8 protein-coding genes and 1 pseudogene are annotated in these 11,093 nt (G+C 70.0%); 8 read left to right on the forward strand and 1 reads right to left on the reverse strand.

Annotated features, from left to right (window positions below; genetic code table 11):
• Window positions 1-205: 205 nt before the first annotated feature.
• The 8 genes and pseudogenes from AC08OQ_RS12270 (at window position 206) to leuA (ending at window position 10,555) form a co-directional block, all read left to right on the forward strand.
• Window positions 206-1,885 carry a penicillin-binding transpeptidase domain-containing protein gene (locus tag AC08OQ_RS12270; protein ID WP_476601125.1) on the forward strand — a complete coding sequence of 560 codons (1,680 nt, stop codon included), beginning with the start codon at window positions 206-208 and terminating at the stop codon, window positions 1,883-1,885.
• 267 nt (window positions 1,886-2,152) lie between these two features.
• A complete protein-coding gene (locus AC08OQ_RS12275) occupies window positions 2,153-4,039 on the forward strand; it encodes an acetolactate synthase large subunit (RefSeq protein ID WP_476601124.1) in 1,887 nt (628 codons plus the stop codon).
• On the forward strand, window positions 4,039-4,563 hold the full coding sequence (ilvN, locus tag AC08OQ_RS12280; protein ID WP_462187989.1) for an acetolactate synthase small subunit: 525 nt from the start codon (window positions 4,039-4,041) through the stop codon (window positions 4,561-4,563). The genes AC08OQ_RS12275 and ilvN overlap by 1 nt, the downstream gene beginning before the upstream one ends.
• Before the next feature lie 54 nt (window positions 4,564-4,617).
• A complete protein-coding gene (gene ilvC, locus AC08OQ_RS12285; RefSeq protein WP_476601122.1) occupies window positions 4,618-5,610 on the forward strand; it encodes a ketol-acid reductoisomerase in 993 nt (330 codons plus the stop codon).
• A 281-nt stretch (window positions 5,611-5,891) separates the two neighbouring features.
• Window positions 5,892-7,481, forward strand: coding sequence for a phosphoglycerate dehydrogenase (serA, locus tag AC08OQ_RS12290; protein WP_462187992.1), 1,590 nt, complete (start codon window positions 5,892-5,894; stop codon window positions 7,479-7,481).
• Between the two features lie 216 nt (window positions 7,482-7,697).
• A pseudogene (locus AC08OQ_RS12295) lies at window positions 7,698-7,784 on the forward strand (SCO2583/SCO2584 N-terminal domain-containing protein); the annotation flags it as partial.
• 138 nt (window positions 7,785-7,922) lie between these two features.
• Entirely contained in the window at window positions 7,923-8,555 is a 633-nt protein-coding gene (locus AC08OQ_RS12300; protein WP_462188000.1) for a septum formation family protein, read from the forward strand.
• Window positions 8,556-8,794: 239 nt separating this feature from the next.
• Window positions 8,795-10,555 carry a 2-isopropylmalate synthase gene (leuA, locus tag AC08OQ_RS12305; RefSeq protein ID WP_476601120.1) on the forward strand — a complete coding sequence of 587 codons (1,761 nt, stop codon included), beginning with the start codon at window positions 8,795-8,797 and terminating at the stop codon, window positions 10,553-10,555.
• A gap of 118 nt (window positions 10,556-10,673) precedes the next feature.
• Here the strand turns inward: leuA and AC08OQ_RS12310 are convergent, their stop codons facing one another.
• Entirely contained in the window at window positions 10,674-10,868 is a 195-nt protein-coding gene (locus tag AC08OQ_RS12310) for a DUF1059 domain-containing protein (RefSeq protein ID WP_476601118.1), read from the reverse strand.
• Window positions 10,869-11,093: the final 225 nt, after the last annotated feature.

Consider the following 11,093-nt stretch of genomic DNA (forward strand, 5'->3'; position numbering starts at 1 on the left):
AGAAACGTCCGACCGGTCGCCGCTGCCCCCGTGCCGTGGGTTGCCCGTCCGTGATCCGAGCTCGGGAGGACCACGTTCTCCCGCCGTGTCGGACCCGCGTGTCGGGTTGCCGACGTCGTACGGCGCGTCGGATGCGAAGAGCCGGAGGCCTCCATAGGGTGGGTCTCCCATCGGGGTGTCACGATCGAGGGGAGAGCGTGCCGCCGTGCCCCTTACACCTTCCGGGTTCACTGCGTCAACCTCCCGCCGCCGGGGCCGGGGCCGCCGGACGACGATCATCGTCGCGGTCGTCGTCGTCCTGCTGGCCGTCGCCGGCGGCGTCGGCTACGTCCTGAACAACCGCGCCGCCGACCGGAAGGTCCAGACTGCGGCCGACTCCTACCTGGCGGGCTGGCGGGCGCTGACGACTTCCGGTGGGACGGCGACCCCCGGCTCCGCGGCTGTCACCGCCGTCTCCACGCCCGGGAGCATCGACGTCGCGCGCCTGGTGGGCACGATGGCCGAGGTGCGTGACCGCCTGCTCGTCACAGCGGCTACGTTCACCCCGGGCGCGATCAGCCGCGGCGGCGAGACGGCGACCGTGCCGTACCTGGCCAGGCTCACGCTCTCCGGTCTGCCGACGCCGCTGGAGTACACCGGGGCGCTGCATCTCGTCTCGACCGGCGGCGGGTGGCGAGTGAAGGCTGATCCGGTCTCGGTGCATCCGGCCCTGCGCCCAGGGTTGCACCTGGACCGGACCGCCTCCACGGGTAAGCGGGGGGACCTGCTCGACGTGGCGGGCCAGCCGCTACGGGACTCCTCCGACCTGGCGGGCAACCTCGTCGGTCGAACGGCGCCGCTGTCCGGGTTGCAGCGGGTGTACGACGGCCGGCTGCGGGCGCAGGGCGGCGCGGTCGTCGTGCGGGACGCGAAGAACGCGACCGTGCAGACGCTGCACACCTATCCGATGACCGACGGCGAGGCGATCCGCACCACGATCGACTTGCGGGTCCAGCAGGCCGCCGAGGCGGCCCTGGCCACCGCGGCCCGCCCGACCGGGGCGATGGTCGCGATCGACACCCGCACCGGCGCCATCCTGGCCCTGGCCAACCATCCGCCCAGCGGGTCGAGCCGGGCTGTCCGGGGCAAGTACCCACCGGGTTCCATCTTCAAGATCGTGACGGCCACCGCCGCGCTGATGAACGGCAAGGCGCCGGACACGTCCCTGGACTGCACCCAGACGGTCAGCGTCGGCGGGCGGACCTTCCAGAACGCCGAGGCCGAGCAGTTCGGCCCCATCCCGCTGCGGACCGCGTTCGCCAGGAGCTGCAACACCGCGTTCATCCGGCTGGAGGAGTCACTCCCGGACGGCGCGCTGGAGAAGGCCGCCCAGCTCTACGGCTTCGACGGCCGCCCACCGCTGGATATCGCCAGCGTCGGGGGGATCTTCCCGACCCCGCGCGACGCGGTCGAGTCGGCGTCGGCGTCGATCGGCCAGGCCCGCATCGAGGTCTCCCCGCTGCAGATGGCGAGCGTCACCGCGGCGGTCGCGAGCGGTACCTGGCACCAGCCGTTCGTCGTCGGCCAGTCGGCGCGCAGCAACCCCATCCCGCCCGTGGTGCTGCCCCCGCTGCGGGACTTCATGCGGGCGGTCGTCACCGAGGGCACCGCCGCGAAGGTCCCGATGCCCGGCGAGGCCTTCGGGAAGACCGGCACCGCCGAGTACAAGGACGGCAACCCGCCGCCGACCCATGCGTGGTTCGTCGGCTACCGGGGCGACGTGGCCTTCGCGGTGGTCGTCGAGGACGGCGGCTTCGGCGCGGAGACGGCCGCGCCGGTCGCGGCTAGGTTCCTCACCGCGTTGGACGGTGGCGAGATCGGTGCGCCCGGCTCCGGCGGGCAATGACCTGGCTGGCCCCGGTGCCCGGCTGGCCCCGTGCCCGGCGATGCTTGACGTGGGGCGGGAACTCCGGCAGGGTAGAGCTGTGCTTCTCGGGATTTTCGTACGCTCAGAGCGCGCATAGTCGACTACGTCGACTATGCGCGCCGCCCCTCAGTGCCTCTCGGCACGAGGGGCTTTTTCGTGCAGTGAGTACTGCCTCGTGCCAAGCCTGCGTGGTCGTGCTCAGCTGGCAGAGCCGTGCCCGGCGGGCCCGGTCCCGCCGGTCCCGCAATGCCAGCCGAGATCGCCACGCGTCACGCACATCCCCGGCCTGTCAAGGAAGACGACCAGATGACACGAAAGATCACCGGAGCCCAGTCGCTCGTCCACTCCCTTGAAGCGGTCGGAGCCGATGTGGTCTTCGGCATCCCCGGCGGTGCGATCCTGCCCGCCTATGATCCACTGTTCGACTCCACCCGGGTGCGGCATGTCCTCGTCCGGCACGAGCAGGGCGCGGGTCATGCGGCCGAGGGGTACGCGCAGGCCACCGGGCGGGTCGGGGTGTGCATGGCGACGTCGGGGCCGGGGGCGACCAACCTGGTGACCCCGATCGCCGACGCCTACATGGACTCGGTGCCGATCGTGGCCGTCACCGGGCAGGTCCCCAGCGCCTCGATCGGGACCGACGCCTTCCAGGAGGCGGACATCTGCGGCATCACTCTGCCGATCACCAAGCACAACTTTCTGGTCCAGTCCGCCGACGACATCCCGCGGATCATTGCGGAGGCGTTCCACCTGGCGGCGACGGGCCGGCCCGGACCGGTGCTCGTCGACCTGCCCAAGGACATCCTGCAGTCGGTCACCTCCGTGCTGCCGCACGATGTCTGGCCGCCGGCCCTCGACCTGCCCGGTTATCGTCCGGTCACCCGCCCGCACGGCAAGCAGGTGCGTGAGGCGGCGAAGATGATCAGCGATGCCCGGCGCCCGGTGCTCTATGTCGGCGGGGGAGTGCTCAGAGCCCGCGCTGCCGCGGAGCTGCGGACGCTGGCGGAGCTCACCGGCATCCCGGTGGTCACCACTCTCATGGCCCGCGGCGCCTTCCCCGACTCCCATCCCCAGCACCTGGGCATGCCCGGTATGCACGGGTCGGTCGCCGCGGTGACCGCGCTGCAGAAGGCGGACCTGCTGATCACTCTCGGGGCCCGCTTCGACGACCGGGTGACCGGCAGGCTGTCCTCCTTCGCGCCCGGTGCCGCGGTCATTCACGCCGACATCGACCCGGCCGAGATCGGCAAGAACCGGACCGCGGACGTGCCGATCGTCGGTGACTGCCGTGACGTGATCAACGAGCTCGTCGCCGCGCTCGTCCTGGAGGAGCGGCCGGACCTCGCCGCCTGGTGGCGGGCGCTGGACGGCTGGCGCCGGACCTACCCGCTGGGCTACGACCAGCCGGCCGACGGCTCGCTGGCCCCGCAGTACGTCATCGAGCGGCTCGGGAAGATCGCGGGACCGGAGACCATCTTCGCCGCCGGCGTCGGGCAGCACCAGATGTGGGCCGCGCAGTTCATCTCCTACGAGAACCCCTACACCTGGCTGAACTCCGGCGGCGCCGGCACGATGGGCTACGCCGTGCCGGCCGCGATGGGCGCCAAGGTCGGCCGCCCCGACGCCACGGTGTGGGCCGTCGACGGTGACGGCTGCTTCCAGATGACCAACCAGGAGCTTGCGACCTGCGCGCTGGAGGGGATCCCCATCAAGGTTGCCGTCATCAACAACGGGTCGCTCGGCATGGTCCGCCAGTGGCAGACCCTGTTCTACGACAAGCGGTACTCCAACACGGAGCTCGGGACGCACCCGGACTCCCCGCGGACCGGCGGCGCAGGGGCGTCTGGGCGGGGCGCAGCCGCGTCCAGGAGGGTGCGGGTGCCCGACTTCGTCCGGCTGGCCGAGGCGTTGGGCTGCGTCGGGCTGCGTTGCGAGACGGCGGCGGATGTCGACGCGACGATCGAGAAGGCGATGGCGATCGACGACGCCCCGGTCGTGGTGGACTTCGTCGTGCATCCCGACGCCATGGTGTGGCCGATGGTCGCCGCCGGCGCCAGCAACGACGACATCCGCATCGCGCGCGACACGGCGCCGGACTTCGACTACTCCGGCGACGCCGAGGTGAACCTCTGATGACCCGCCACACCCTGTCCGTGCTGGTGGAGAACAAGCCCGGGGTGCTGGCCCGGGTCTCGGGCCTGTTCTCCCGGCGCGGGTTCAACATCGAGTCACTCGCGGTCGGGCCGACCGAGCAGCCCGACATCTCCCGGATGACGATCGTCGTCGTCGTGGAGGACCTGCCGCTGGAACAGGTGACCAAGCAACTTAACAAGCTGATCAATGTTTTGAAGATCGTCGAGATGGATACCTCCGCCTCGGTGCAACGTGAGCTGATGCTCGTGAAGGTGCGCGCCGACCTGTCGGTGCGGTCCCAGGTCCTCGAGACGGTCGCTCTGTTCCGTGCCAAGGTGGTCGACGTCGCCCAGGACGCCGTCACCATCGAGGCGACGGGAACCCGGGACAAGCTGGACGCCCTCATCCGCATGCTGGAGCCGTTCGGAATCCGGGAACTGGTCCAGTCCGGCCTGGTGGCACTCGGCCGCGGATCGCGTTCGATCACCGATCGCAGCCTGCGAGCGGTCGACCGCCCGGCCTGACCGGGACCGTCGCGCGTCTTTATTCCTATCCACTCAACGAGGAGATTCCCTACGATGGTCGAGATCTACTACGACGACGACGCCTCGCTGGACGTCTTGGCCGACCGTAAGGTCGCCGTCATCGGCTACGGCAGCCAGGGCCACGCGCACGCGCTGAACCTGCGCGACAGTGGAGTCGACGTGCGGGTCGGCCTGCCGGCGGACAGTCGCAGCCGGGCCAGGGCCGAGGAGGAGGGCCTGCGGGTCCTCACCCCGGCGGAGGCGTCCGCCGAGGCCGACATCATCATGCTGCTCACCCCGGACACCACCCATCGCACGATCTACGCGGAGTCCATCGCCCCGCACCTCACCGCGGGCAAGGCGCTGGCGTTCGGGCACGGCTTCAACATCCGCTACGGGCTCATCGAGCCGCCGGCCGGCGTCGACGTGTTCATGGTCGCTCCAAAGGGGCCGGGTCACCTGGTACGGCGGGTCTTCGAGGAGGGCAAGGGCGTTCCCGTCCTCGTCGCGGTGGAGGCCGACGCGAGCGGCAACGCGCTGGCCGTCGCGCTGGCCTACGCCAAGGGCATCGGTGGCGCTCGGGCCGGTGCGCTGAGGACCACCTTCACCGAGGAGACCGAGACCGACCTGTTCGGCGAGCAGGCCGTGCTCTGCGGCGGCGCCAGCGCGCTCGTGCAGGCCGGCTTCGAGACCCTCGTCGAGGCGGGCTACACCCCGGAGGTCGCGTACTTCGAGTGCCTGCACGAGCTCAAGCTCATCGTCGACCTGATGTACGAGGGCGGCATCTCCCAGATGCGGTACTCGATCTCGGACACCGCGGAGTACGGCGATGTCACGCGCGGCCCGCGCGTCATCACCCCCGCGGTGAAGGCCGAGATGCGCAAGATCCTTGACGAGATCCGCGACGGCACGTTCGCTCGTGAGTGGGTGGCCGAGGACGACAACGGTCGGCCGAACTTCACCAAGCTCGTGGCGGAGGGCAAGCAGCACCCGATCGAGCAGGTCGGTGCGAAGCTCCGGCCGATGATGTCCTGGATCGCCAGGTAGATCCCGCGGGTCGTCGGGCGGATCGTGCCCTCTCGGGGGCGGCCGTGGTGCGCTGCCGCCGTCCCCGGGTGCGTGCCGTCTCCGTCCCGGTGCCGGGCACGCCGTCGCCGTCGGTCGGCGGAAAGGGTTCGGAGTCCACGGCGGGCGTCGGTAGGCTGGGCCCGCCGCGTCGTGCGGTGCCCGCAGTATCCACGTTCATCATCGCCAGGCCGAAGGCCACGTGATCACGCCTCGTTCCGCGTCGCCTCCCGGTCTGACCCGAGGTCGCTAGGAGAGGTCCAGTGCCTGTCGTACTCGTTGCCGAGGAGCTCTCACCGGCCGGGCTGGAGGTGCTGTCCGGGGACTTCGAGGTTCGTCACGTCGACGGTGCCGACCGGTCCGCGTTGCTGCCCGCCATCGCCGACGTCGACGCCGTGATCGTCCGGTCGGCTACCAAGATCGACGCCGAGGTGCTCGCCGCCGCGGGAAAGCTCAAGGTCGTCGCCCGGGCCGGCATCGGGCTGGACAACGTCGACGTCGCCGCCGCCACCCAGCGCGGTGTCATGGTGGTCAACGCGCCGCAGTCGAACATCGTCAGTGCGGCCGAGCACGCGATCGCGCTGCTGCTCGCCGTCGCCCGGCGGGTTCCCGCGGCCAACGAGGCACTGCGCGGTGGCGAGTGGAAGCGATCGAAGTACGTCGGTGTCGAACTCGTGGAGAAGACGGCCGGCGTCGTCGGCCTCGGGCGAATCGGCGTGCTCGTGGCGCAGCGGCTCGCCGGCTTCGGGATGAAGGTCATTGCCTACGACCCGTACGTGTCGGTGGCCCGTGCCGCGCAGCACGGCGTGACCCTCGTCGACCTCGACGAGCTGCTTCGGCAGAGTGACATGATCACGATTCATCTGCCCAAGACGCCGGAGACGCTCGGTCTGATCGGCACCGACGAGCTGGCCCGGACCAAGCCCGGTGTCATCATCGTCAACGCGGCGCGCGGCGGCCTTGTTGACGAGGCGGCGCTTGCCGAGGTGGTCCGCTCCGGTCAGGTCGGCGGCGCGGGCATCGACGTCTTCGCCAAGGAGCCCACGACGGCCTCCCCGCTGTTCGGGCTCGACAACGTCGTCGTCACCCCCCACCTCGGCGCGTCCACCCAGGAGGCGCAGGACAAGGCCGGGCTCGCCGTCGCCCGCTCGGTGCGGCTGGCGCTGCAGGGCGAGTTCGTGCCTGACGCGGTCAACGTGCAGGCCGGTGGCGTCGTGGCCGAGGACCTCCGGCCGGGTCTTCCGCTCGCGGAGAAGCTCGGGCAGCTCTTCTCCGGCCTCGCGGGCAGCCTGGCCGCGGCGATCACCGTCGAGGTGCGTGGCGAGATCGCCGTGCACGACGTCTCGGTGTTGCAGCTCGCGGTGCTCAAGGGCGTGTTCACCGATGTGACCGAGGAGCAGGTCACCTACGTCAACGCACCGCTGCTGGCCAAGGAGCGCGGGGTCGACGTGGCCCTGGAGACCGCCGAGGACAGCCCCGACTATCACAACCTCGTGACTGTGCGAGGAGTCCTCGCCGATGGCACGCCCGTGTCGGTGAGCGGCACGCTTGTCGGCTCGCGGCAGGTCGAGAAGATCACCGCGATCGACGGGTTCGAGGTCGACATCCGGCCCGAGGCGCATCTGGCGTTCTTCCGCTACGAGGACCGGCCGGGGATCGTCGGCGCGGTCGGTGCCCTGCTCGGCGAGGCGCACATCAACATCGCCAGTGCGCAGGTCAGCCGCCTGCAGGCCGGCGGCGAGGCGTTGATGTCGCTGTCGCTCGACGACGCGGTCGCCCCCGACATCCTGGCCGAGATCGCGAAGATCATCGGCGCGTCCTACGCCAGGGCCGTGAGCATCAGCAGCGAATGACTCCTGGGGGAGCCGTGGGGGCCTTCGGCGGTCCGGGGTGTTCCTCGGGTTGCCGTGGATTACCTGGGCTGGATGGGGTTTACCAGGGACACCTGCGGGCGATCCAACGGTAGGCGGTCGATTGGGTACGGGTGGCGGTGGCGTGGGGACGTGATCCAGGTGATCTTTCCGTGGAACGCGCGCCGTAGTCGTGGTGTCGGGTTTACCATGGCTAGTATGGCGTCGCGGCATCAGGACCCGTTCGAGGGGCTTCGCCTGGATGAGCGATTCGTCCGCGGAGCCCGGTTTCTCGAACCGTCCGCGGCCGAGCGCAGCCGGCAGCACGGCCGGCCGGCTTCCAGTCGCTGTCAGGTCGTCCCAGCTCCCCGGGGTCTGCCCGGCTTTTTCCATCGGCTGGTGGCGCCGCCCAGACCGCCGGGCCGCCCCCGCCAGATCGCGAGGATGGTCACGTTCTTGGCCATCATCGTCGGGATGATCACCATCACCGTCGTCGCCCTGCGGCAGACGGCGAACCGGACCAGTCCGACCGCCGCACGGCTGGCGCCGACCACGTCGTCGGGGTCCTCTGTGGCCGCCACCAGGCAGACCGCCGTACCGGCTGCCACCGGCGCGCTGACCGGTCCCCCCGCCGGCTTTGGGCTCAGGCCGGACCTGCTCGCGGCCCTGCGGCCGGGTGACTGCCTGAACTGGACCCCCTATCCGGCGGGCTCGCTCGCCTCGGTCGATCCGGTGGTGCCCGTCCGGGTGAGCTGCGGGGAGCCCCACATCGACGAGGTCACCCGGATGGTCGACCTGGCGGTGCTCTTCCAGCGTTGGCCTGGCGCGTCGGCGATCGCCGAGGTGACGGACGAGCGCTGTGCCGGAGCACTGCGCGAGTTCGCCGGAGCCGTCGACAGCACTCCGCACCGTACCGCCGGCACGATCTACCCGTCCGAACCCAGCTGGCAGCACGGTGCACACGCAGCCGTGTGCACCGTGCGCACCGGCGACCTGCGGCCCCGCAGCGGTCCGTCCCGTGTCCCCGGCGCCGTCGCAGCACCTGAGTTTCCTCGCGGTCGGCCGAACATCCGGTAACGTTGGTGCGCGATGCGTGCACTGCTTCTCCTTAGCCGCCGCGGCGGGGCCTGATACCTGAGCTGGCTTCCCCGTCGCGGTGTTTTCGTGTGTCAGCGTCGGGATCCTCGCCATCACGGCGGTCCAGCGTCCAGGTGCGGCCTGACGCTCCTCTGCTGATTCTCCGGCATCCAGTCACCCACGTCGCGAACCGTGTGATCACGGTCGCGGGGGACTCTTTCGAGGAAGCAGGAGCAGGAATGACCACGCAGCAGCTGTCCGGCATGCCGGTCGAGAAGTATCGTCCGTTCGTCCCCGTCTCACTTCCCGACCGGACCTGGCCCGAGCAGACGATCACTTGTGCCCCGCAGTGGTGCAGTGTCGATCTGCGCGACGGTAACCAGGCACTGATCGACCCGATGACCCCCGCCCGCAAGATGCAGATGTTCGAGCTGCTGGTGGCGATGGGGTACAAGGAGATCGAGGTCGGGTTCCCGGCGGCCAGCCAGACCGACTTCGACTTCATCCGGCAGCTGATCGAATCCGATCGCATCCCGGACGACGTCGTCATCCAGGTCCTGACGCAGGCGCGGGAGGATCTGATCGAGCGCACGGCCGCGTCGCTGGTCGGCGCGGACCGGGCGCTGATCCACCTGTACAACTCGACGTCCACGTTGCAGCGGCGGGTGGTGTTCGGTCTTGATCGGGCTGGGGTGACCGAGATCGCGGTGCAGGGCGCCCGGTGGTGTGCTCAGTACGCCGAGAAACTGCTGGACGGCACCGATGTGCGCTGGCAGTACAGCCCGGAGTCGTTCACCGGCACCGAACTCGACTACGCGGTGGAGGTGTGCGAGGCGGTTATGGACGTGTGGGCGCCGACCCCGCAGCATCCGGTCGTGCTGAACCTGCCCGCGACGGTCGAGATGTCGACCCCGAACGTCTACGCCGACCAGATCGAATGGGTCGGGCGGAACCTGACCCGCCGGGATGCCGTCGTGCTGTCCCTGCACCCGCACAACGACCGGGGCTGCGCGGTCGCTGCCGCGGAGCTGGGTGTGCTGGCCGGCGCCGACCGGGTTGAGGGCTGCCTTTTCGGCAACGGGGAACGGACCGGGAACGTCTGCCTGGTCACGCTGGGGATGAACCTGTTCTCGCAGGGGATCGACCCGATGATCGATTTCTCGGACATCGACGGGATCCGACGCGCGGTGGAGTACTGCAACCAGCTGCCCGTCCATCCCCGTCATCCCTACGGGGGCGACCTCGTCTACACCGCCTTCTCCGGCTCCCATCAGGACGCCATCAAGAAGGGTTTCGAGGCCATGGAGCGCACCGGCCAGATCCGCTGGGAGGTGCCCTACCTGCCGATCGACCCGAAGGACGTCGGCCGCTCCTACGAGGCGGTGATCCGGGTGAACAGTCAGTCCGGCAAGGGAGGGGTGGCATACCTGCTGAAGTCCGAGCACTCCCTGGACCTGCCGCGCCGGCTGCAGATCGAGTTCTCCGGTGTCGTGCAGCGCCACACCGACTCCGAGGGCGGCGAGGTGACGGCCGAGGAGCTCTGGACGATTTTCCGCGGCGAGTACTTCCTGGACGGCGCGGAGGGGTCCGGCCTGCTTGAGCTGCTGGGCTCCCGGACGACGGCGGCGTCGGGCGATCGGGACGAGGTCTCCGTCTCGGTCCGTTTCCAGGGGGGGGCCGACACGGTGATCACGGGAACCGGCAGCGGCCCCATTGACGCGTTCGTCGCGGCGCTGGCCAGCCGCGATCTGACCGTGCGGATCCTGGACTACAACGAGCACGCCCTGGGCTCGGGAGCGGATGCGCGAGCGGCCGCGTACCTCGAGGCGGCTGTCGACGACCGGATCTTCTGGGGAGTCGGGATCGACGCCAACATCGTGACGGCGTCCCTGCGGGCCGTGGTGAGTGCCGTGAACCGGGCTGCCCGGGACCGTTCGGTGCCCGCCGCGCGGACGTCAGGGGACGAGGCACAGCCGGCGGCCACGCCTCTGGCCGGCTGACACGCGCCTGCCTGCCCGTCGTGTCGGGCGAGGGCACCCAGCGGAGAACCGGCGGGTGTCCCTCGCCTCGGCTGGTGCCCGCGCGGGCTGGTCGTGGTGGTGGCGCTGGTAGCGATGGTTAGTCGTGGCGGTCCGCCGGTCCCACGTCGTGGATATTCTGGCGGACCTCGTCCAGCATCGACTCCGGGATATCCGTCATACCATGATCAACTCGCGCGTGGGTGTCGACGGAACGGAGAAGATCGTCTTCGGTGGGGGCGACGATGCGCGTCTCGCAGTCGTGCATGATCGCACCACAGTAGAATTGTTTCATGCTCGGGCGCCGGACGGTGATCTCTGCCGACGCGGAATGACTCCTGGTCGCTGGGCTCGGCGACATGAGCGCCTGCGCGGTCCAATAACGGTTTCGCCTCATGTGGACATTTCCGCGAGCCGTAGCATCAGCCACTCCATCCGTACCAGGCCGAGTGGGCGCCCCATCTCGGTCACGATTATCACGGGATCGAATCGGCTGGCCCGGGCCCGCGTCATGGCGGGT

It is taken from the genome of Frankia sp. CcCS3, assembly GCF_977927575.1.

Excerpts from the sequence above, each read along its gene's own strand:
- AC08OQ_RS12275 (WP_476601124.1), top strand. The coding sequence starts at position 2,153 with ATGCCAGCCGAGATCGCCACGCGTCACGCACATCCCCGGCCTGTCAAG.
- ilvN (WP_462187989.1), top strand. The coding sequence starts at position 4,039 with ATGACCCGCCACACCCTGTCCGTGCTGGTGGAGAACAAGCCCGGGGTG.
- ilvC (WP_476601122.1), top strand. The coding sequence starts at position 4,618 with ATGGTCGAGATCTACTACGACGACGACGCCTCGCTGGACGTCTTGGCC.
- AC08OQ_RS12300 (WP_462188000.1), top strand. The coding sequence starts at position 7,923 with ATGGTCACGTTCTTGGCCATCATCGTCGGGATGATCACCATCACCGTC.
- leuA (WP_476601120.1), top strand. The coding sequence starts at position 8,795 with ATGACCACGCAGCAGCTGTCCGGCATGCCGGTCGAGAAGTATCGTCCG.
- AC08OQ_RS12310 (WP_476601118.1), bottom strand. The coding sequence starts at position 10,868 with ATGAAACAATTCTACTGTGGTGCGATCATGCACGACTGCGAGACGCGC.